Below are 240 nucleotides of genomic sequence, written 5' to 3' on the forward strand. Positions count from 1 at the left end.
CGATAGACCCGAGGCTTGACCGTGCCTTGCCGGATCAGCGGCCACACGGCCTCCTCGAGCTCGCGAATGATCTGCGCCTTCTCCGCGTATGTGCGCGAGCGCAGCGTCGAGCCGATGTGCGTGAGCCGCTTCGTCAGCATCGGAAACAGGTCGAGCTCCTTCGCGGGGCCATTGATCACGCCGATCTGCACGATGCGCCCGTTCATCGCGGCGGCCGCGAAATTGCGCGCGACGTAGTCG

At 65.8% G+C, this 240-nt stretch carries 1 pseudogene; it reads right to left on the minus strand.

Features of this window, described 5'->3' with window-relative positions:
- Positions 1-240, minus strand: a pseudogene (locus tag AAEY55_RS18575) (NAD(P)H-quinone oxidoreductase); the annotation flags it as partial.

The sequence above is a fragment of the Pseudoalteromonas sp. 120-MNA-CIBAN-0494 genome (assembly GCF_040308885.1).
GTDB lineage: Bacteria > Pseudomonadota > Gammaproteobacteria > Enterobacterales > Alteromonadaceae > Pseudoalteromonas > Pseudoalteromonas nigrifaciens.